The organism is Sphingopyxis sp. Root1497, from assembly GCF_001427085.1.
In the GTDB taxonomy this organism is placed as follows: Bacteria; Pseudomonadota; Alphaproteobacteria; order Sphingomonadales; family Sphingomonadaceae; genus Sphingopyxis.
Genome location: NZ_LMGF01000005.1, coordinates 1,424,516 through 1,444,939 on the forward strand (window position 1 = coordinate 1,424,516; position 20,424 = coordinate 1,444,939).

General features: G+C 65.2%; 20 protein-coding genes. 19 read left to right on the forward strand and 1 reads right to left on the reverse strand.

Annotation, left to right across the window (positions count from 1 at the left end; genetic code table 11):
* The first annotated feature begins 4 nt into the window (after positions 1 to 4).
* The 17 genes from ASD67_RS23275 (at position 5) to ASD67_RS21310 (ending at position 16,065) form a co-directional block, all read left to right on the forward strand.
* On the forward strand, positions 5 to 175 hold the full coding sequence (locus ASD67_RS23275) for a hypothetical protein (RefSeq protein WP_156377815.1): 171 nt from the start codon (positions 5 to 7) through the stop codon (positions 173 to 175).
* Complete coding sequence (gene nuoF / locus ASD67_RS21240; RefSeq protein ID WP_056351297.1) at positions 175 to 1,464, forward strand: NADH-quinone oxidoreductase subunit NuoF; 1,290 nt, start codon at positions 175 to 177, stop codon at positions 1,462 to 1,464. Before ASD67_RS23275 ends, nuoF begins: the two co-directional genes overlap by 1 nt.
* Positions 1,465 to 1,513: 49 nt before the next feature.
* Positions 1,514 to 2,167, forward strand: coding sequence for a hypothetical protein (locus ASD67_RS21245; protein WP_056351299.1), 654 nt, complete (start codon positions 1,514 to 1,516; stop codon positions 2,165 to 2,167).
* Positions 2,167 to 2,562: a hypothetical protein gene (locus tag ASD67_RS21250; RefSeq protein WP_056351301.1), complete on the forward strand. Its 396-nt coding sequence runs from the start codon at positions 2,167 to 2,169 to the stop codon at positions 2,560 to 2,562. Before ASD67_RS21245 ends, ASD67_RS21250 begins: the two co-directional genes overlap by 1 nt.
* Entirely contained in the window at positions 2,555 to 4,567 is a 2,013-nt protein-coding gene (gene nuoG, locus ASD67_RS21255) for an NADH-quinone oxidoreductase subunit NuoG (protein ID WP_056351302.1), read from the forward strand. Before ASD67_RS21250 ends, nuoG begins: the two co-directional genes overlap by 8 nt.
* Positions 4,564 to 4,701, forward strand: coding sequence for a hypothetical protein (locus ASD67_RS23280; protein WP_156377816.1), 138 nt, complete (start codon positions 4,564 to 4,566; stop codon positions 4,699 to 4,701). The genes nuoG and ASD67_RS23280 overlap by 4 nt, the downstream gene beginning before the upstream one ends.
* Positions 4,698 to 5,750, forward strand: a complete 1,053-nt coding sequence (gene nuoH / locus ASD67_RS21260) for an NADH-quinone oxidoreductase subunit NuoH (RefSeq protein WP_056351304.1) — start codon at positions 4,698 to 4,700, stop codon at positions 5,748 to 5,750. The genes ASD67_RS23280 and nuoH overlap by 4 nt, the downstream gene beginning before the upstream one ends.
* A 448-nt stretch (positions 5,751 to 6,198) precedes the next feature.
* Complete coding sequence (gene nuoI / locus ASD67_RS21265) at positions 6,199 to 6,687, forward strand: NADH-quinone oxidoreductase subunit NuoI (RefSeq protein WP_056351306.1); 489 nt, start codon at positions 6,199 to 6,201, stop codon at positions 6,685 to 6,687.
* A 12-nt stretch (positions 6,688 to 6,699) separates the two neighbouring features.
* Positions 6,700 to 7,311, forward strand: a complete 612-nt coding sequence (locus ASD67_RS21270; protein ID WP_056351307.1) for an NADH-quinone oxidoreductase subunit J — start codon at positions 6,700 to 6,702, stop codon at positions 7,309 to 7,311.
* Positions 7,308 to 7,613 carry an NADH-quinone oxidoreductase subunit NuoK gene (nuoK, locus tag ASD67_RS21275; RefSeq protein ID WP_053554267.1) on the forward strand — a complete coding sequence of 102 codons (306 nt, stop codon included), beginning with the start codon at positions 7,308 to 7,310 and terminating at the stop codon, positions 7,611 to 7,613. Before ASD67_RS21270 ends, nuoK begins: the two co-directional genes overlap by 4 nt.
* A 4-nt stretch (positions 7,614 to 7,617) precedes the next feature.
* Entirely contained in the window at positions 7,618 to 9,669 is a 2,052-nt protein-coding gene (gene nuoL / locus ASD67_RS21280; protein ID WP_056351309.1) for an NADH-quinone oxidoreductase subunit L, read from the forward strand.
* Positions 9,666 to 11,225, forward strand: a complete 1,560-nt coding sequence (locus tag ASD67_RS21285) for an NADH-quinone oxidoreductase subunit M (protein WP_056351312.1) — start codon at positions 9,666 to 9,668, stop codon at positions 11,223 to 11,225. Before nuoL ends, ASD67_RS21285 begins: the two co-directional genes overlap by 4 nt.
* Positions 11,222 to 12,652: an NADH-quinone oxidoreductase subunit NuoN gene (gene nuoN / locus ASD67_RS21290; RefSeq protein WP_056351314.1), complete on the forward strand. Its 1,431-nt coding sequence runs from the start codon at positions 11,222 to 11,224 to the stop codon at positions 12,650 to 12,652. The genes ASD67_RS21285 and nuoN overlap by 4 nt, the downstream gene beginning before the upstream one ends.
* Complete coding sequence (locus ASD67_RS21295) at positions 12,574 to 13,377, forward strand: biotin--[acetyl-CoA-carboxylase] ligase (protein ID WP_082545229.1); 804 nt, start codon at positions 12,574 to 12,576, stop codon at positions 13,375 to 13,377. The genes nuoN and ASD67_RS21295 overlap by 79 nt, the downstream gene beginning before the upstream one ends.
* A gap of 2 nt (positions 13,378 to 13,379) precedes the next feature.
* A complete protein-coding gene (locus ASD67_RS21300) occupies positions 13,380 to 14,162 on the forward strand; it encodes a type III pantothenate kinase (RefSeq protein ID WP_056351317.1) in 783 nt (260 codons plus the stop codon).
* Positions 14,159 to 15,793, forward strand: a complete 1,635-nt coding sequence (locus tag ASD67_RS21305) for a ribonuclease J (RefSeq protein ID WP_056351321.1) — start codon at positions 14,159 to 14,161, stop codon at positions 15,791 to 15,793. The genes ASD67_RS21300 and ASD67_RS21305 overlap by 4 nt, the downstream gene beginning before the upstream one ends.
* 11 nt (positions 15,794 to 15,804) lie before the next feature.
* Positions 15,805 to 16,065 (forward strand): DUF1467 family protein, encoded by a 261-nt coding sequence (locus ASD67_RS21310; RefSeq protein ID WP_056351325.1) that lies wholly within the window; start codon positions 15,805 to 15,807, stop codon positions 16,063 to 16,065.
* A 96-nt stretch (positions 16,066 to 16,161) separates the two neighbouring features.
* Here ASD67_RS21310 and ASD67_RS21315 read toward each other — a convergent pair whose 3' ends face one another.
* Positions 16,162 to 18,441: a hypothetical protein gene (locus ASD67_RS21315; RefSeq protein WP_235535777.1), complete on the reverse strand. Its 2,280-nt coding sequence runs from the start codon at positions 18,439 to 18,441 to the stop codon at positions 16,162 to 16,164.
* 149 nt (positions 18,442 to 18,590) lie between these two features.
* Between ASD67_RS21315 and ASD67_RS21320 the strand changes: the two genes are divergently transcribed.
* Positions 18,591 to 18,887 (forward strand): hypothetical protein, encoded by a 297-nt coding sequence (locus ASD67_RS21320; protein ID WP_056351331.1) that lies wholly within the window; start codon positions 18,591 to 18,593, stop codon positions 18,885 to 18,887.
* Positions 18,888 to 19,055: 168 nt separating this feature from the next.
* Complete coding sequence (locus ASD67_RS21325) at positions 19,056 to 20,378, forward strand: hypothetical protein (protein WP_056351333.1); 1,323 nt, start codon at positions 19,056 to 19,058, stop codon at positions 20,376 to 20,378.
* Positions 20,379 to 20,424 lie beyond the last annotated feature (46 nt).

The window sequence follows — 20,424 nt, forward strand, 5'->3', positions numbered from 1 at the left end:
GCAAGTGCAAAAGCTCATCCAACTGATCGTCCTGCTGATCTTCGTGATTGTGGCGTGCGTGCTGCTTTCGCTGGCGGCCAAGGTGGCGATCAATCTGGCGCAGATCGCGATCGTCGTCGCGGTCATCCTCGTCATCTATTTCCTCGCCGAACGGCTTTTCGGAAAGCGCCGCTAATGCTCGCCGACAAGGATCGCATCTTCACCAACATCTACGGTTTCCAGCCGTGGAACCTCAAATCCGCGCAGATGCGCGGGGATTGGGACAAGACGAAAGACCTGATGAAGCGCGGCCAGGACGCGATCATCGAGGAGATCAAGGCGTCGGGCCTGCGCGGCCGCGGCGGTGCGGGCTTCCCGACCGGCCTGAAATGGTCGTTCATGCCAAAGGAGCCGCGCGCCGACCGCCCGAGCTTCCTCGTCATCAACGCCGACGAATCCGAGCCGGGGTCGTGCAAGGATCGCGAGATCATTCGCCACGATCCGCACAAGCTGATCGAAGGCGCGCTGATCGCCGGCTTCGCGATGCGCGCGCGCGCTGCCTATATCTACATCCGCGGCGAGTTCATCCGCGAGGCCGAGACGCTCTTCGCCGCGGTGCAGGAGGCTTATGACGCCGGCCTGCTCGGCAAGAACGCCGCCAAGTCGGGTTACGACTTCGACGTCTTCGTTCATCGCGGCGCCGGCGCCTATATCTGCGGCGAAGAAACAGCGATGATCGAAAGCCTCGAGGGCAAGAAGGGCCAGCCGCGCCTGAAACCGCCGTTCCCGGCGGGTGCTGGTCTCTATGGCTGTCCGACGACGGTCAACAATGTCGAGAGCATCGCGGTCGTCCCGACGATCCTGCGCCGCGGCGCGTCGTGGTTCTCAAGCTTCGGGCGCGAGAACAACAAGGGCACCAAGCTCTTCCAGATCTCGGGCCATGTCGAGCGCCCGTGCGTCGTCGAGGAAGAGATGAGCATTCCCTTCCGCGAGCTGATCGACAAGCATTGCGGCGGCATCCGCGGCGGCTGGGACAATCTGCTCGCCGTGATCCCCGGCGGTTCGTCGGTCCCGCTGGTTCCGGCGGCTGAAATCATGGACTGCCCGATGGATTTCGACGGGCTGAAGGCGGTCGGATCGGGTCTCGGCACCGCCGCCGCCATCGTCATGGACAAGTCGACCGACGTCGTCCAGGCGATCAGCCGCATCAGTTACTTCTACAAGCATGAAAGCTGCGGCCAGTGCACGCCGTGCCGCGAAGGCACCGGCTGGATGTGGCGCGTGATGGAACGGCTGCGCACCGGCGACGCCGACATCAGCGAAATCGACATGCTGTTTGACGTGACCAAGCAGGTCGAAGGCCACACCATCTGCGCGCTCGGCGACGCCGCGGCCTGGCCGATCCAGGGCCTGATCAAGCACTTCCGCCCCGAACTCGAACGCCGTATTCGCGACAATGGCGGTGCGTTGGAGGCGGCGGAGTGAAGCCTATCGTCCAATATTTCCAACCGGTTGTCGAAGTGGGAGCTACGCAATGATCGCGCTTGCATTCGCTCTTCTTGCCGCAGCGCAGGCGCCCGAACGGGCGCCGCAAGTCGACAATACGCCGGCGCCGTGGCCCGACCCCGAGCGCGAGCAGAATGGCGCGATCAGCAAGGCCGATCCCGATGCGCGTCAGACGCTCGCGCGCTATGCCGTGTGCGTCGCCGAAAAAAGTCCCGATAAGGTCGCCGACCTGCTGACGCAGGATTTTCGCCAGACCTCCTACGGCAACGGTCTGCGCAACCTCGTCCGCACGAACGAGCTGTGCGCGCGGCAGGTCGGCACGCGCGGCGAACGGCTGCGCGGGCAGAACCTGCCCTTCGCCGCCGCGCTCGCCGAAGCGATGATGGCGCGCGAGGCTACACCGCTCAAGGCGCGGCTGGCCAAGGCCGCGACGGGCAAGGAAGCCGCGACTTTTGCGCCGTCGGACAAGGTCGCGATGTGCGTCGCGCGCTCGACCCCCGACGAAGTCGCCGCGCTGTTCGCGACCGAAGTCGGATCCGACGGCGAAACGCAGGCCGCGACCAAATTGCTGCCCGTCGTCAAACTCTGTGCGCAGGACGTGAAGCTCGAAACGAGCGTCGCGGGCCTCCGCTCGATCGTCGCCACCGCGAGTTTCCGCCTGCTCAAAGCGCAAGAGAGCTGATGCTGCGCGCCGCCGCCTCGACCTTGGCCATGCTGGGTGCGCTGCATTTCGCGGTGCCCGCGCAGGCGTGCGTCAAGGTGACGCCGACCGTGCGCGCCTGGGCGCAGTGCAGCTACAAGGTCGCGTCGGCGACGGGCGACCACAAGTTCATGGTCAATTTTGCCAAGGCGAAATTCCGAAAACGCCCGCTGCTCAAGACCGCGCAACCGCGATGGGACAAGCTCGAACCGCGCATCGTTTCAAAATGTGGAACCTTCGCGGCGGCGGCGGCGGCGGACGAGAAAGAGTTAAAGGTGCTGCGGAAGAAACTGGGTGCGGTTTACGTCCCGGACGATCAGTTCATGGCGATCTCCGACACGGGGAACATTACGATTTTGGTGGAAAACGATGCCTAAAGTAACCGTAGACGGCGTAGAACTCGACGTCCCGCAGGGCGCAACCGTCCTGCAGGCGTGCGAGCTGGCGGGGAAGGAAATCCCGCGCTTTTGCTATCACGAACGCCTGTCGATCGCCGGCAATTGCCGCATGTGCCTCGTCGAGGTTGCGCCCGGTCCGCCGAAGCCGCAGGCCAGCTGCGCGCTGCCCGCTGCCGAAGGGCAGGTGATCAAGACCGACAGCCCGATGGTCAAGAAGGCGCGCGAAGGGGTGATGGAGTTCCTGCTTATCAACCACCCGCTCGACTGCCCGATCTGCGACCAGGGCGGCGAATGCGACTTGCAGGACCAGTCGGTCGCCTATGGCCGCGGCGCGACGCGTTACGACGAGAACAAGCGCGCGGTCACCGAAAAATATATGGGCCCCATCGTCAAGACGGTGATGACCCGCTGCATCCAGTGCACGCGCTGCGTCCGTTTTGCCGAGGAAGTCGCGGGGGTCGAGGATATCGGCGCGATCTATCGCGGCGAGAATATGCAGATCACCAGCTACCTTGAAAATGCGGTGCAGAGTGAGTTGTCGGGCAATGTCGTCGACCTCTGCCCGGTCGGCGCGCTCACCAGCAAGCCCTATGCGTTCGAGGCGCGTCCGTGGGAGCTGACCAAGACGCTCGGCATCGACATGATGGACGCGGTCGGCACCAATGTCCGCATCGACGCCCGCGGGCGTCAGGTGCTGCGGGTTTTGCCGCGGGTCAACGACGATGTGAACGAGGAATGGGCGAACGACAAGACGCGCCACCATGTCGACGGCCTCGTCCGCCGGCGCCTCGATCAGCCTTATGTTCGGGTGAATGGCGCGCTCCAGCCCGCCAGCTGGGCCGAGGCGTTCGCGGCGATCAAGGCGGTCAACGCCGGATCGTCGGTCGCCGCGATCGCGGGCGACCTCGCCGATTGCGAGACGATGTTCGCGGCGAAATCGCTGGTCAACGCGCTCGGCGGCACGCTGCTCGAAGGGCGCCAGACCGGGCTCGATTACGACGTCACCAGCCTGTCGGCGGTCAATTTCAACACCACGATCGCCGAGGCGGAGAACGCCGACGTGATCCTGCTCGTCGGCACGAACCTGCGCTGGGAAGCGCCGCTGATCAACACGCGCGTCCGCAAGGCGGTGTGGAAGAAGGGCGCCAAGGTCTTCGCGATCGGCCCCGAAACCGACCTCACCTACAAGACCGAATGGCTCGGCGACGACGCCGCGCTGGTCGCGAAGCTGCCGAAGCCTGTCACCGATGCGCTGAAGGGCGCCGAACGGCCGATGTTGATCTTCGGCGGCGGCGCGCTGTCGGTGCCCGGCGTCCATGGTGCCGGCCTCGCGCTCGCCAAGGCGGTGAACGCGGTCAAGGACGGCTGGAACGGCTTCAACGTCGTCCATTTCTCGGCCGCGCGCATGGGCGCGCTGATGCTCGGCTACGGCCTGCCCGGCGGAATCAAGGACGTGATCGCGGCGAAGCCGAAGCTCGCCTTCTTCCTCGGCGCCGACGAGGTCGATTTCACCGCCTTCGCCGACACGCTGAAAGTCTATGTCGGCCATCATGGCGACAAGGGCGCGCACGCCGCCGATATCATCCTGCCCGCCGCGGCATGGACCGAAAAGGACTTCACCACGGTCAACACCGAGGGCCGCGTCCAGCGCAGCGACAAGGCGGTGTTCGCCCCCGGCGATGCGCGCGAGGACTGGAGCATTTTCAGGGCTTTGGCTGACGCGCTCGGCGTCAACGTCGGCTTCGACAGCTTTGCCGAATGCCGCGCCGCGATGATCGCCGCGGTGCCCGCGCTGGGCGTCGAGGGGCTTGCCGACTATGGCTGGACGGTTCCCAAGCTGCCGACCAAGCCCGAGGCCCGTGCGATCCCGTCGCCGGTCAAGGATTTCTATCTCACCAACGCCATCTGCCGCGCGTCGCCGACGATGCAGCGCTGCTCGGAAGAGCTGGTCCATGGCGTCACCTTTGCGGAGGCCGCGGAATGACCCCGGTGCATATCATCGCCAGCACCCTGCTTGTCGGCATGGGCTACGCCGTCTGGCGCGGTTTCAACGCGCCCAAGAGTGAGAAGCCCGGCCCGCATAATGGTTGGAAAAACCAGGACGGCGCGAAGAAATGACCGATACCTTCATCTCGTGGGGCATGGACCCGACCTGGGCGTGGGGTGTCGCGACGATCGCCGGCATCCTGCTCATCGCGCTGCCGCTGATGCTCAGCGTCGCGATGATCATTTATGCCGACCGCAAGATCTGGGCGGCGATCGCGCTGCGCCGCGGCCCGAACGTTGTCGGCCCCTTCGGCCTGCTCCAGTCGTTCGCCGACGGGCTGAAAGTGTTCCTGCAGGAAACGATCATCCCGACCGGTGCGAACCGCGGGCTGTTCCTGAGCGCGCCGATCATCACCTTCACCGTCGCGCTGATGGCGTGGGCGGTGATCCCGTTCAATGCGGGCGCGGTGCTCGCCGACATCAACGTCGGGCTGCTCTACATCCTCGCGATCTCGTCGCTCGGCGTCTATGGCGTGATCCTGTCGGGCTGGGCGTCGAACTCGAAATATCCTTTCTTTTCCGCGATGCGCGCCTCGGCGCAGATGATCAGCTATGAAGTCTCCATCGGGTTCATCCTGATCGGGGTCGTGCTCTATGCCGACAGCTTCAACCTGAACGAGATTATCAAGGCGCAGGAAGGCTTCGGGCTCGGCTTCGTCAACGCCTTCGGCTTCAACCTGCTGCTCTTCCCGCTCGCGGTGATGTTCCTGATCTCGTCGCTCGCCGAAACCGCGCGCGCGCCGTTCGACCTGACCGAAGCGGAATCGGAACTCGTCGCGGGCTATCAGACCGAATATTCGTCGATGGCCTTCGCGCTCTTCTGGCTCGGCGAATATGCCAACGTCCTGCTGATGTGCACGCTCAACGCGGTGCTGTTCTGGGGCGGCTGGTTGCCGCCGCTCAACATCGACCTGATCCCCTGGTTCGACATTCCGGGCTGGGTGTGGCTGTTCGGCAAGATCCTCTTCTTCTTCTTCGTGTTCAGCTGGGTCAAGGCGACCGTCCCGCGCTACCGCTACGACCAGCTGATGCGGCTGGGGTGGAAGGTCTTCCTGCCGATCTCGCTGATCTGGATCTTCCTGATCTCGGGCTGGCTGATGCTGACGAGGTATGCGGCGTGATCGCGAGCTTGACGCTTCCGCTGCTGCTGCAGGCTGCTGCTCGGGAACCGATATTCGTTCCGCCGCCGCCGCCCGCGCCGACCAGTGGGACGATCCGGTGCGAGTTGAAGGATGAGAAGGGCGAAGCGACTCATCTGCAAGGCGAGCTAACGCAGACAGATGTCGTTGAAGGCAAACGATACCCGAGGGTCAACTTCAAATCCGATAAAAGGGACACTTTTTCCGGTACGTTCAGCGCTACTTGGACAGTAGGAAGAGGTGAGTTCGTTGACGTGTCGGGAGATGGTAAAATTATAACGTCCATGACACTTGTAACGCCGACTTATAAATCGGGACCGGGCGCAATGGCTGCGGAGGTTACCGATCATGGGCACTGGCGGAATATACCAAAATACTACGTCGGCTTTTGCCAGTTTAACAATTCTAACGCTGTCGGGAACTGATTCCCATGACCACCATCACCCATCTCGTCAAAAGCTTCACCTTGTGGGAATTCGTGAAGGCGCACGCCCTCACGCTCAAATATTTCTTCAAGCCCAAGGCGACGATCAACTATCCGTTCGAGAAGAACCCGCTCAGCCCGCGCTTCCGCGGCGAGCATGCGCTGCGCCGTTATCCGAATGGCGAGGAACGCTGCATCGCGTGCAAGCTGTGCGAAGCGGTGTGCCCGGCGCAGGCGATCACGATCGAGGCCGAACCGCGCGACGACGGCTCGCGCCGCACGACGCGCTACGACATCGACATGACCAAGTGCATCTATTGCGGCTTCTGCCAGGAAGCGTGCCCGGTCGATGCGGTGGTCGAGGGGCCGAACTTCGAATTCGCGACCGAAACGCGCGAGGAACTGCTCTATGACAAGGCCAAGCTGCTCGCCAATGGCGACAAATGGGAACGCGCGATCGCGGCGAATCTTGCCGCCGACGCGCCCTACCGGTAAGGGCGCGCGCACATGATCCAGCTCTTCGCCTTCTACCTGTTCGCCACGCTCGTCATCGCGTCCGCCGCGATGGTGATTTTCGCGCGCAATCCGGTCCACAGCGTGATGTGGCTGATTCTCGCCTTCTTCAACGCGGCGGGTCTCATGCTGCTCGCGGGGGCCGAGTTCATCGCGATGCTGCTCGTCATCGTCTATGTCGGCGCGGTCGCGGTGCTGTTCCTGTTCGTCGTGATGATGCTCGACATCGATTTCGCCGAATTGCGCGCCGGCTTTGTGCGCTATCTGCCGCTCGGCGCGCTCGTCGCGATCATCCTCGCCGCCGAACTGATCTTCGCGGTCGGCGCGTGGAGCGCGGGCGGGATCGATCTCGCGGCGCGCGCCGCGCCCGCGGTCGCCGACAAGAGCAATATCCAGCAGATCGGCGAACTGCTCTACACGAAGTATATCTTCCTGTTCGAGGCGGCGGGCATCGTGCTGCTGGTGGCCATGATCGGTGCGATCGTGCTGACCCACCGCCAGCGCGGCGGCGCGCGCACCCAGAATATTTCGTTGCAGAACCAGCGCCGTCCCGAGGATGCCACGCGCCTCGTCGACCCGGGCGTCGGGCAGGGGGTTGAGCTGTGATCTCGGTTGGCCATTATCTCGCGGTCAGTGCCGTGCTGTTCACGCTCGGCGTGCTCGGCATCTTCATCAACCGCAAAAATATCATCGTCATCCTGATGGCGATCGAGCTGATCCTGCTCGCGGTGAACATCAACCTCGTCGCGTTCAGCGCCGCGCTCGGCGATCTCGTCGGACAGGTGTTCGCGATGTTCGTGCTGACCGTCGCTGCCGGCGAGGCCGCGATCGGGCTCGCCATTCTCGTGATCTATTTCCGCGGCCGCGGCACCATTGCGGTCGATGACGCCAACCGGATGAAGGGGTAAGCCGGTGATTCAGGCGATCGTATTCCTGCCGCTGCTCGCGGCGCTTGTCGCAGGCCTCGGCCAGCGGGCCATCGGCCCGTTCGCGTCGAAGCTGGTCACCACCGGTGCGCTGTTCACCAGCTGCGCCTTGAGCTGGCCGATCTTCCTGTCCTTCGTGTGGGGCAATGGCACGGCCGAGGTCGTCACCGTGCTGCACTGGGTCAGTTCGGGCGCGCTCCAGTTCAACTGGGAGCTGCGCGTCGACACGCTGACCGCGGTGATGCTCGTCGTCATCACGACGGTCTCGGCGCTCGTCCACCTCTATAGCTGGGGCTATATGGAGGAGGATCCGGACCAGCCGCGCTTCTTCGCCTATCTCTCGCTCTTCACCTTCGCGATGCTGATGCTGGTGACCGCGAACAACCTCGTCCAGATGTTCTTCGGCTGGGAAGGCGTCGGTCTCGCCTCCTATCTGCTGATCGGTTTCTGGTACAAGAAACCGAGCGCCAATGCCGCGGCGATCAAGGCGTTCGTCGTCAACCGCGTCGGCGATCTCGGCTTCATGCTCGGCATCTTCGGCACCTTCCTGGTGTTCGGCACCGTGTCGATCCCCGACATCCTCAATGCCGCGCCGGGCATGGCGGGCAGCAGCATCACCTTCCTCGGCATGCGTCTCGACACGATGACGATCCTCTGCCTGCTGCTGTTCATCGGCGCGATGGGCAAGTCGGCGCAGCTTGGCCTGCACACCTGGCTTCCCGACGCGATGGAGGGTCCGACCCCGGTGTCGGCGCTGATCCACGCCGCGACGATGGTCACCGCGGGCGTCTTCATGGTCTGCCGCCTGTCACCGATGTTCGAGACCGCGCCGGTCGCGCAGGGCGTCGTGATGTTCGTCGGCGCCGCGACCTGCTTCTTCGCGGCGACCGTCGCGACGACCCAATGGGACATCAAGCGCGTCATCGCTTATTCGACCTGTTCGCAGCTCGGCTACATGTTCTTCGCAGCGGGCGCGGGCGCTTATGGCGCCGCGATGTTCCACCTGTTCACGCACGCCTTCTTCAAGGCTTTGCTGTTCCTCGGCGCCGGTTCGGTGATCCATGCGATGCACCATGAACAGGATATGCGCTATTACGGCAATCTGCGGAAACAGATCCCGATCACCTATTGGGCGATGATGCTCGGCACGCTGGCGATCACCGGCGTCGGCATCGCGGGCGTCGTGGGTTTTGCCGGCTTCTATTCGAAGGACGGCATTCTCGAGGCGGCATTCGCCAGCGGTGGCGGCGGCGTGGTGGCTTTCTGGGTCGGCATCTTCGTGGCGTTCCTCACCAGCTTCTATTCGTGGCGCCTCGTCTTCCTGACCTTCTATGGCAAGGCGCGCTGGGAGCAGAGCGAGCATATCCAGCATGCGGTCCACGACGCGCATGGCCACGGCCATGACGATCATGCGCATGACGATCATCATCACGACGCGCACCATGGCGTTTCGGGCGACGGCACCGCGGGTTATCACCCGCACGAAAGCCCGATCACGATGCTGATCCCGCTCATCCTGCTGTCGATCGGCGCCGTGTTCGCCGGCATCGCCTTCCACCATCAGTTCATCTATCCGGAGGAAGGCACTGCCTTCTGGCAGGGCAGCATGCTGGCGTTCGACGCGCATCTGATGCACGCCGCGCACGAAGTGCCTCTGTGGGTCAAATGGACGCCGTTCACGGTGATGGCGATCGGGCTGTTCCTCGCGTGGAACAGCTATATCCGCAACACCAGTCTGCCCGCGCGCTTCGTCGCGCAGTTCGGGCTGCTGCACAATTTCCTCTACCGCAAATGGTATTTCGACGAGCTGTACGACATCGTCTTCGTCAAGCCCGCGTTCGCGATCGGCCGCTTCTTCTGGAAGCGCGGCGATGAACAGACCATCGACCGTTTCGGTCCCGATGGTGCGGCGGCGCTCGTCCAGGGCGGCACGCGGCTCGCGGTGCGGCTGCAATCGGGTTATGTTTATGGATATGCGTTCGTGATGCTGCTCGGCCTTGTCGGTCTGGCCAGCTGGGCCATGGTGAAGTTCCTGTGAGCGGCTTTCCCATTCTTTCGCTGCTGCTCGCGGTTCCCGCGGTCGCCGCCATCGCTTGCCTCTTCGTCGGCGATCAACAGGCACGCTGGGTCGCGCTCGGTGCGACGCTGGTCAACCTCGCGCTCGGCGTCCTGCTATGGGCGCAGTTCGACATCGGCGGTGCCCAGTGGCAGTTCACCGAAAGCGCCGACCTGTTCGGTCAGGCTTTCGCGTGGAAACTCGGTATCGACGGCCTCGCGCTGATGCTCATCCTGCTCAGCACCTTCCTGATGCCCTTGTGCATTCTCGCCAGCTGGGAAGCGATCACCAAGCGCGTCGGCCTCTACATGGCGATGTTCCTGATCATGGAAGTCGTCATGATCGGCGTCTTTGCGGCGCAGGATCTGCTGCTCTTCTACATCTTCTTCGAAGCCGGCTTGATCCCGATGTATTTCATCATCGGCATCTGGGGCGGCGCGAACCGCAAATATGCGGCGTTCAAATTCTTCCTCTACACGCTGCTCGGATCGGTGCTGATGCTGATCGCGATGATCGCGATGATCGCTGAAGCCGGAACGAGCGACATCCCGACGCTGATGAACTACAACTTCCCGGTCGAAATGCAGACCTGGCTGTGGCTCGCCTTCTTCGCCAGCCTCGCGGTCAAGATGCCGATGTGGCCCGTCCACACCTGGCTTCCCGACGCGCACGTCCAGGCGCCGACCGCGGGTTCGATGATCCTCGCGGGCGTGCTGCTCAAGATGGGCGGTTACGGTTTCATCCGCTTTATGATGCCGATGTTCCCCGACGCCTCGGCGCAGCTGATGTGGATCGTCTTCGCGCTGTCGATGGTCGCGGTGGTCTACACCAGCCTCGTCGCGCTGGTGCAGAGCGACATGAAGAAGCTGATCGCTTATTCGTCGGTCGCCCACATGGCGATCGTCACCGCCGGCCTGTTCGCCTTCAACCAGCAGGGCATCGAGGGCGCGATGATCGTCATGCTCAGCCATGGCGTCGTCTCGGCCGCGCTCTTCTTCTGTGTCGGGGTGATCTATGACCGGCTCCACACGCGCGAGATCGACCGTTACGGCGGGCTCGCGGTGAACATGCCGGCCTATGGGCTGTTCTTCATGCTGTTCACCATGGCGTCGATCGGCCTGCCGGGCACCAGCGGTTTCGTCGGCGAATTCCTCAGCATCGCGGGCATCTATGAATCGTCGAGCTGGGTTGCCTTCGTCTGCACCACCGGCATCATCCTCGGCGCCGCGTACATGCTCTATCTCTACCGCCGGATCGTGTTCGGCGCACTCACCAAGGACGATGTGAAGGCGATGCCCGATCTCAACCCCCGCGAATGGGCGATCATGGTGCCGCTGGCCGCCGTGGCGCTGTGGATGGGCGTCTATCCCGAAAGCTTCCTCGCGCCGATGCGCGGCGACGTGACCACCGTGGTCGCGCGCCTCGCCCCGGCCAAGCCCGCCGGTGACGCGCATGTCAGCGCCGGCAAGCCCAAGGCCGCCGCCGACCATGGCAAGGCCGCCGCCGGCGAAGCGCATCATGCGGGAGGCGTCCAATGACCGCCGATCTCATGCTCGTCTGGCCCGAACTGATCCTGACGATCGGCGGGCTGATCACGCTGATGCTCGGCACCTTCCTCGGCGATCGCCAGGTCGGGCTGTACCAGCTCGCCGCGCTGCTGACGCTCGCCGCCGCGACGGTCGCGGTGGTCGCGCTGTTCGGGGTCAACGCCTCGGTCTTCTCGGGCACGCTGTCGGTCGATGCGTTCGGCGGGTTCGCCAAGCTGATCATCTATGGCGCCAGCGCCGTGTCGATCCTCATCGCGCCGCGTTTCTTCGCGGGCGGTATGCGCGCCGAATACCCGGTGCTGATCCTGTTCGCCGCGCTCGGCATGGGGATCATGGCCTCGTCGCGCGACCTGATGACGCTGTATGTCGGGCTCGAACTCAACAGCCTCGCCGCCTATGTGCTCGCCAGCTTCATGCGCAACGACGAGCGGTCGAGCGAGGCCGGGCTCAAATATTTCGTCCTCGGCGCGCTCGCGTCGGGCATGCTGCTCTATGGCATCTCCTTGCTCTACGGATTCAGCGGCACCACCGATTTCGCCGGCATCGCCACCGCGATGGGCGGTCAGCTCAACGCCGGGCTGATCTTCGGCATCGTCTTCGTGCTCGCGGGCCTCGCGTTCAAGATCAGCGCCGTGCCGTTCCATATGTGGACCCCCGACGTCTATGAAGGCGCGCCGACCCCGGTCACCGCCTTCTTTGCCAGCGCGCCGAAAGTGGCGGCGATGGCACTGATGACGCGCGTCGTCATCGACGCGATGGGCCCCGCGGTCGGTGCCTGGCAACAGATCGTCATCTTCCTCGCGCTCGCCTCGATCATCCTCGGCGCGGTCGGCGCGATCGGGCAGAAGAATATCAAGCGCCTGCTTGCCTATTCGTCGATCAACAACGTCGGCTTCATGCTCATCGGTCTCGCCGCGGGAACGCAGGCGGGGGTCGAGGGCGTGCTGACCTATTTGGTGGTTTACGTGGTGACCACGCTCGGCGCTTTCCTCGTCGTGCTGCAGCTGCGCGATACGGACGGCAATGCCGTCGAGAGCATCCCCGCGATGGCGGGCCTCGCCAGCAAGCGCGGCTGGCTCGCCGCCGCGATGTCGGTGTTCCTGCTCAGCCTCGCGGGCATCCCGCCGCTGTTCGGCTTCTGGCCCAAATTGCTGGTGTTCCAGGCCGCGGTGAACGCCAACCTCGTGCCGCTCGCGGTCGCCGGCATCGTCGCGTCCGTCATCGGAGCGTATTATTATATCATGGTCATCAAGACGATGGTGTTCGACGACCCCTCCGACACCGAATTCGCGGCCCCGGCCGCGCCGGTCGAACGGGTGCTGATGACGGTCAGCGCGCTGTGGCTGTCGGTGATCGGCTATCTCTTCATTCCGCTGCTGGCCATCGCATCGGCCAGCGCCGCGTCGGTGCTGTTCTGATTCCGCCGATAGAGCGGATCGCCGAGACAGGTTCGACCAACGCCGACCTGCTGGCGCGGCTGGCCAGCGGCGAGCATGTGGGCGAGGGGCATTGGCTCGTCGCCGACCGCCAGACCGCGGGTCGCGGTCGCCTGGGGCGCGGGTGGAACGACGGGCAGGGCAATTTCATGGGCTCGACCGTGGTCCATCTGACCGCCGGCGACCCGTCGCCCGCGACGCTGGCGCTCGTCGCCGGGGTGGCGCTGGCGAAAGCCGTCGCGGCGCTCGCACCCGGTCTTGGCGCACAGCTCAAATGGCCGAACGACCTGCTGGTTGACGGCGCCAAATGCGCGGGCATATTGATGGAGCGCACCGGCAACAGCATCGTGATCGGCATCGGGGTGAACCTCGTCGCCGCGCCCGAACTGCCCGATCGCCCGACCGCGACGCTCAGCGACAAGGGTGCCAGCCTCGATCGCGACCGCTTCGCCGACGCGCTCGCGATCGCGATGACCGACGCGCTGTGGACCTGGCGACAGGAAGGCATCGGTCGCATCATTGCCGCCTGGCTGCCGCAGGCGCATCGCGTCGGCACCCCGCTGCGCGTGTCCGAACAGGGGATCGACGGTGTTTTCGACGGCCTGGCTCCCGACGGTGCGCTGCGCTTGCGCCGCGACGGCGGCGAGACCATGTTGGTCCATGCCGGCGACATCGAACTGCGCCGACCGCTCGAAGAGGGGAAATAGCCGTGCTGCTCGCGATCGATGTCGGCAACACCAACGCCAAATTCGCGCTGTTCCGGGGAACCGAGCTGCTCGCGCGCTGGCGCATCGCGACCGACGATCGCCGCACCGCCGACGAATATATGGTCTGGCTCGACCAGTTGCTGCGTATCGAGGGGCACGACCGCAGCCAGGTCGATGCCGTGATCATCTCGACCGTCGTCCCGCGCGCGCTCCACAATCTGCAATTGCTCGCGCATAAATATTTCGGCGTCGACGCGCTCGTCGCGGGCCGCGAGCCGGTGACCTGGGGCATCGCGCTCAAGGTCGACGAGCCGCGCTCGGTTGGTGCCGACCGCGCGGTCAACGCGATTTCGGCGCAGGCGCTCGAGCCGGGCAAGGACAAGCTGGTCATCAGCTTCGGCACCGCGACGACGCTCGACCATATCGGTCCCGACGGCGCCTATCTCGGCGGCATCATCGCGCCGGGCGTCAATCTGTCGCTTGAAGCGCTGGTCGCTGCCGCCGCCAAACTCCCGCGCATCGCGATCGAGGCGCCCGCCAGCCCGAGCGTCATCGGCCGCACCACCGAAAGCCAGATGCTGATCGGCGTCTATTGGGGCTATGTCTCGATGATGGAGGGTCTGATCGCGCGCCTGAAGGCCGAAATCGGCAAACCGCTCACCGTGATCGCGACCGGCGGCCTCGCCACTCTGTTCGACGAGCAGGCGCACCTGTTCGACCGCATCGACCCCGACCTCACTCTCAATGGATTAATGCATTTGTACAATCAACGGAACGCGGCATGACCAAACCCGGCAAGGAACTGCTTTTCCTCGCGCTCGGCGGCTCGGGCGAGATCGGCATGAACGCCAATCTCTACGGCTGCGACGGCAAATGGATCATGCTCGACCTCGGCGTGACCTTCGGCACCCATGATTATCCGGGCATCGACATCATCATGCCCGACCTCGAATTTATCGAGGACCGCAAAAAGGACCTGCTCGGCATCGTCCTGACCCACGGGCACGAGGATCATATCGGCGCCTTGCCCTATCTCGCCGCCGACCTCGGCGTGCCGCTCTATGCCAACCGCTTCACCGCGGGGCTGATCTCGGGCAAGCTGATCGAGGAAGGGCTGGAAAAGCAGGTCAAGGTCCATGTCGTCGACATCGACGCCCAATTCCAGCTCGGCCCCTTCGGGATCCGCTTCGTGCCGCTCGCCCACTCGATCCTCGAGATGAGCGCGGCGGTGATCGACACGCCCTATGGCCGCGTCTTTCACACCGGCGACTGGAAACTCGACGACGACCCGGTGCTGGGCAAGCCCTCGTCGGCCGCCGCGCTCACCAAGCTCGGCGACGAGGGCATCGACGTGCTCGTCGGCGATTCGACCAACGCCTTCAATCCCGAGGCGTCGGGCAGCGAGGGCGGACTGTTCGACGGGCTGTCGACCGCGGTCGGTGCGGCGAAGGGCCGGGTGATCGTCACCACCTTCGCTTCCAACGCGGCGCGGCTCAAGACGCTGGGCGAGGTCGCCCGGGCGACGGGGCGCACTTTGTGCGTCGCGGGCCGCTCGCTCGACCGCATCCTCGGCGTCGCGCGCTCGGTCGGCTATCTCAAGGATTTCCCGCCGACGGTCGATTTCGACGAGGCGATGCGCCTGCCGCGAAACAAGGTGATGGTGATCGCCACCGGCGGGCAGGGCGAACCGCGCGCCGCGCTCGCGCGCATGGCGTCCGACAGCCATCAGATCAAGCTCGAGGCCGGCGACACCGTCGTTTTCTCGTCGAAGCAGATCCCGGGCAACGAAGTCGCGATCGGGCGGATCATGAACCAGCTCGCCGCCAAGGACGTGCTGACCGTGACCGAGAAGCAGGCGCATATCCATGTCAGCGGCCACCCCGGCCAGCCCGAACTCGCCGCGCTCTATGGCTGGCTCCGCCCCAGGCTCGTGGTGCCCGTGCATGGCGAGATCCGTCACATGCACGAACAGGCGCGCTTTGCGCTCGAACGCGGCGTGCCCGACGCGCTGATCCAGGAAAATGGCGACCTTGTCCGCCTGGCGCCCGGTCCGGCGAAGATCGTCGAGCGCGTTCACTCGGGGCGCCTGATCCTCGACGGCGATGTCATCCTGCCCGCCGACGGCGAGACGATCAACGAACGGCGCAAGCTGTCGGTCAACGGCCATATCACCGTCGCGGCGATCTTCACCAAGGGCAAGTTCACCGAAAGTGCGGTCAGCTATCGCGGCGTCCCGGTCGAGGACGATCGCGAGGCGTTCGTGGACGAGATGCGCGAGGCCGCCGCGATGGCGGCGCGCGCACCCTCCAAGGATCGCGACAAGCAGCGCGAGGCGATCCGCCTCGGCGTCCGCCGCATCGCGACCGACTGGACCGGCAAGAAACCGGTGGTCGACGTCATGCTGGTCGACCTGTAAGGAGCGGCACCATGAAATGGACCTCCGCGCTCGCGATCTTCACTCTCTTCTGGGTGTTCAGCGCCTTTTTCGTGCTGCCCTTCCATGGTCGCCGGGCCGAGGACGAGGCCGCGCCGCTGATCGCGGGGCAGGATCGCGGCGCCCCCGCGACCTTCCGCCCGAAGCGCGTCCTCGCCCAGATGACGATCGCGGCGGCGATCTGCTTCGCCATCTATTATGTGGCCTATGTGAACGGCTGGGCCGACCCCAATGTGCTGAGCGGGCGCGCCTAAATCACCCCGTCATTGCGGGGAGGCGCAGGCGACGCGACAATCCGGAGTCTGCGGCAACCGCTCTGGATTGCTTCGCTTCGCTCGCAACGACGCGTTCTAGCCCCGCAACCGGTCGATCGCCTGCGCCAGCGCGACATAGAGCTTGCCGATATCCGACGACAGCAGGGTGACGCTGATCGCCGACCCGTCGCGCGCACCCATCAACAGCCGCAGCATCGCCTCGAAATCGTGGATGAACTGGTTCACCGAGGCGTGGAAGGCGTCGTCGTTCTGATAGACGCGCAGGATTTCCTTCGCCTCGCTATTCTCGACCAGCTTGACCGCGCGCCGTGCGAACACCCCGCGGTCGCCCTTGAGATAGGCGTCCCATGCGGTGTCGCTGACTTCGCTCGACAGGATCTTGGTGACGTCGATCGCGGTCGATTTCAGCGATTCGGTGAGCAGGCCGACCTGCTTCGCCAGCGAATCGCGGTCCGACGCCGCGATCGCCTGTTCGGCCTCGGCGGCGCGCGCCTCGACATTGGCGCTGGTGTCCATGATCGTGATCAGCTGGCGCATCAGCCGGTCGGTGGCGTTGTTCGCCGCTGCGACCGCGCGTTCGGACGCTTCGCCGATCGCGTCGAGCTGGCTCATGATCTCGGTGCGGAACGCGGCGTCGATCGCCTCGGTGGCGGTCGACTGCATCGCCTCGCGCGCGCCCGCGACGAGCGCTTCGAGCGTCTGCTGCGCCTGGCTCGCGGCCGACTCGGCGGTCTCGCGCACCGCGCCCAGCGTCGCGATCATCCTGGCGCCGCCCTGTTCGGCGAACTGGTCGGCCCCGTCGCGCAGCCTGGCGAGCGCGGTATCGGCCTCGGCGAGCGACGCGTTGATCCGTTCGACCAGCGCCTGCTGGCTTTCCGCATGACCCGTCATCTGGGTTTCGTTCGACGCGAGCGTCGCCTGCACCGCGTTGACATGCGACAGCGTCGATTGCGCGACAAGTTCGGAGGCTTCGAGCATCGGGCGCAGGTCGCCGAGCGTCGTGCGGGTCACCTTGCCGTGCGACGCGATGCGTTCCAGCGCGTGCGGCAGCGATTCGTCGAGTTCGCGCGTCACCGCGTCGAGCGCGAGCAGCAGCGATTCGGCGTGGGTGATCAACTGGTGCGCGGTGCCGTTGCCGGCCTCGGCCTGTTGCATGAAAGCCGCGAGCTGCGACTTGGTGTCGTCGATGGCGCGTCCGATCACGCCGGCGCTCGCCGAAACGCTGACGTCGAGGAACTCCAGCCGATCGCCGATTTCGGCGACGTGCCCGGTGACCTGCGCGGCCAATTGCTCGCTCGCCTCGCCATGCGCCGCCAGGCGCGCGCCGATAGCGTCGCTCGCATCGCGCGCGACCGCGAGCCGGTCGTCGAGCTGACCGGCGGAGGTCGCGACGCCGTCGCGGAACTGCTGCCAGGTCTCGCCCAGCCGCGCGCCCATCGCATCGACGGTCGAGGTCAGTTCGTGGTGCAGCGCGGTCGCGACCTGCGTGATCTGTGCCAGCGTCGTTTCATGCGCGCCGGTCACCTGCGCCGATACGGCGAGCAGGTCGGTTTCGGCCTGCCGGGTCCGCGCTTCGAGCGATCCGATCGCATCGTTCAGCGTCGCCGCCGACGTTTCGCCGGTCTGCGCGGCCTTGACCGCTTCCTCGGCGAGCGCGGCGAGCTTCGCCTCGAGGCTCGCGCCCTGCTGGTGCGCGACGAGGCCCGCCTCGCGGAAATTGCCCGCGAGCCGCTGCGCGACATCGTCGATGCGCGGCAGGCCGGCGAGCAGACCGTCCATCCGCTGCATCGCGACATCGCTCGACCGTGCGAGCTGGTCGTGAGCGTTGGCGATCACCGAGGCATTGGTGGCGAGCTTGTCGCTGCTTTCGGTCAGCCGCGCGACGGTATCGAGTCCGAGCTGCTGGACGGTCGTCGCCTGTTCGGCAAGCTGGCGCTGTGCATCGGCAAGATGGAGCCCGAGCGAGTGCATCGACTGGTTGAGCGCCGCATTCTCGTCGCGCAGCGCGGTCGCGACGCGCGCGAAACGTGCCTGTTCGGATCGGCTCGACCGCAACAGTGCCATCCACAGCACCGCGAGCAAGGTCAGCGGCATCGCGATAGTGGCGACCAGCGCCGGCCATTCGGCCATCGCCGGCGCGCGCGCGAAGCTGTCGGTTGCCGCCGCAGCGGCGAAAACGGTCCAGACGAGGCCGAGCAGGATCAGCAGGGCGGGGGCGATGCGGTCGCGCCAGACCGACGGACTTGCCGTCGCGTCCTCGACGTCCGCTTCGCCGGCGAGCGCCGACATGTCGAGCCAGTCGCGTTCGGCGGGCGCGGGCGCCTCTGCCTCGGGCACGACCGCGCCCGCTGCCACCGGCTCCGCCGCCTGGCTGTCCGTATCCGGATTTGCCGCGGATTCCCGCCACAAACCGACGATTTTTTTATCCCCCGTCATAGTCGCATCTTAGCAGCAAATGCCCGCCATGAAACGGAAACTTAACCATGGACTGTCAAGGCTGTGGAATGTCGTTCGATAGCGGCCCTCTTGATCGGTATCTGAACGCGGCGGTCGGCGACGATCCCGCGATGACGCTCGACCTGCGCAACGCGTTCACCGGCAGCGCGCGCGACCTCAGCGACCTGATGCGCCGCGCCCGCTGCGACGCCAACTGGAACGTCGCGGCGCTTCGCCTGAAGGGGCTCGCCGCCACCTTCGGCATCATCCCGCTGATCCAGCTCGCCGAAGCCGCGATGGCCGGCGCCCCCGGCGATCCGGCGGTCCTGCGCGAAATCAACCAGGCGATCGACGCGATCGCCTGAACCTTATCGACGAACGGGGTTCAATCGCCGTTCAGCCGCCCCCGGTCATTGCAAAATCAACCGGGCCTGTCTTGCCATGGCAACGTCGGAGGTTTAGCCGCGTTTAGAGCGCGGTCGAACCTGCGCGTGCCTATGCGCGCGGCGGCCGAATCGAAGGAGAGATTTCAGATGTTCACCCGTTTCCGCTCGATGCCCGCGACGGCCATGGCCGCTGTGCTGGGCTGCGCGCTGATGGCGATGTCGGCCACCCCCGCGGCTGCGCAGGACAAGCCCAAGAAGGAAAAGAAGAAGGGCAAGGAAGAAGAGGCCAAGAAGGGCGCGACCATCGCAGCGAGCAAGGCGTTCGGCCCCTCGGTCAAAAAGATGATGGACGCGACCAACGCCAAGGATTCGGCGGCGCTTCAGGCCGCGCTGGCCGAGGGGCAGGGCACCGCATCGACCCCCGAGGACAAATATTGGATCGCCTTCTACACGCTGCAGCTCGGTATCCTGACCAAGGATAAGGCAACGCAGGGCAAGGGGCTCGACGAGATGCTGGCGTCGGGCATCACGCCCGCCGAAAGCGTTGCGACCTATAATTTCTTCTCGGGTCAGTTCGCCTATCAGGACAAGGACTATGCGAAGGCGATCCAGCGGCTCGAGGCCGCCAAGGCCGCCGGCTCCAAGGAACCCGCGATAGACCTGTTCGTGGTCGACAGCCTTTTGCAGACCAATCAGCTCGACAGGGCGGTTGAGTTGGCGAAAGCCTCGATCGAGGCCACACGCGCCGCTGGCCAGCGGCCGTCGGACGAGCTCTATGTCCGCCCGATCCAGAAGCTGCAGGCGGCGAAGCGCCACGATGAGGTCGTCGACCTGATGACGTTGCGTCTGCGCGACTACAGCCAGCCCGAAGTGTGGCGCCAGACGCTGTTCATCCTGTTGCAGCAGTCAGGCGACAACAAGGAAATCGGACTCGACACGCTGCGCCTGATGCGCGCGACTGGGGCGATGCTCCAGCGCCCCGAATATCTGGAATATGCGGCGCTTGCGACCGAAGCCGCGCTGCCGGGCGAAGCCGTCGCGGTCATCAAATATGGCAAGGACCGCAAGGTTATCCAGGCGACCGACGCCAAGCTCGACGAAGTCCTCAAGACCCAGAGCGAACGCATCGGCGACGAGGAATCGACGCTGACCGCTTACGCCGCGAAACCTTCGACGCTTTCGGTCGCCAAGACCGCGGGCGCGACCGGCGATGCGATGGTCGGCTACGGTCGCTATGCCGATTCGATCCCGCTGTACAAGGCGGCACTCGCGGCGGGCGGCGACAAGGAATTGTGGACCTATCGCATGGGCGTTGCGCAGGCGCTGGCCGGCGACGCCGCCGGCGCCAAGGCGAGCTTTGCATCGGTGGTCGGCCCGCGCAAGCGCCTCGCCCAGCTGTGGACGGTGAAGATCGACACGCCGGCGGCGGCTCCCGCGGCGGCAGCTCCGGCTCCGGCGCCGACCAACTAAGGGGCTCCGTACCCAAACGAAAAGGGCGCCATCCCGGCGGGTGGCG